1 protein-coding gene is annotated in these 336 nt (G+C 43.2%); it reads right to left on the bottom strand.

Going from position 1 to position 336, the window contains the following annotated elements; genetic code table 11:
• Positions 1 to 19: 19 nt before the first annotated feature.
• On the bottom strand, positions 20 to 336 hold a 317-nt coding region (locus tag M2D63_RS25590; RefSeq protein ID WP_285865872.1), incomplete at its 5' end, for a DNA cytosine methyltransferase.

The raw sequence follows: 336 nt of genomic DNA, 5'->3' as shown, positions 1-336 counted from the left end.
ATTGCTGTGTAAATCTGAGTTAAAAAATTTTAGCGATTGAACCGGCAATCGCCTTACCTAACAAAGGTGGACCTGCGTTCCCAATCTGCTTTGTAATCTGTGAGCGATTACCACAGAATAAATAGGCGTCATCGAAAGACTGAAGCCTAGCACCTTCCCGTGGTGTTAACGCTCTATTTTGAACCGGGTGAATGCATCGGTTCGAGGCAGGATGTACAAAATTCACTCTACTAGTTAACGCAGGCTCATCTGCTTCAAGCCGAGAATAACAGGAACTAAATCCGCTCGTCACCATTCCTTTGGGGATGCAATTTATGTTTTTCCCTGAATATTTAA

The organism is Pseudomonas sp. BJa5 (genome assembly GCF_030272875.2).
Taxonomy (GTDB): Bacteria; Pseudomonadota; Gammaproteobacteria; order Pseudomonadales; family Pseudomonadaceae; genus Aquipseudomonas.
The sequence above is the reverse complement of the archived record's forward strand: the minus strand, read 5'-3'. Positions and strand labels throughout refer to the sequence as shown.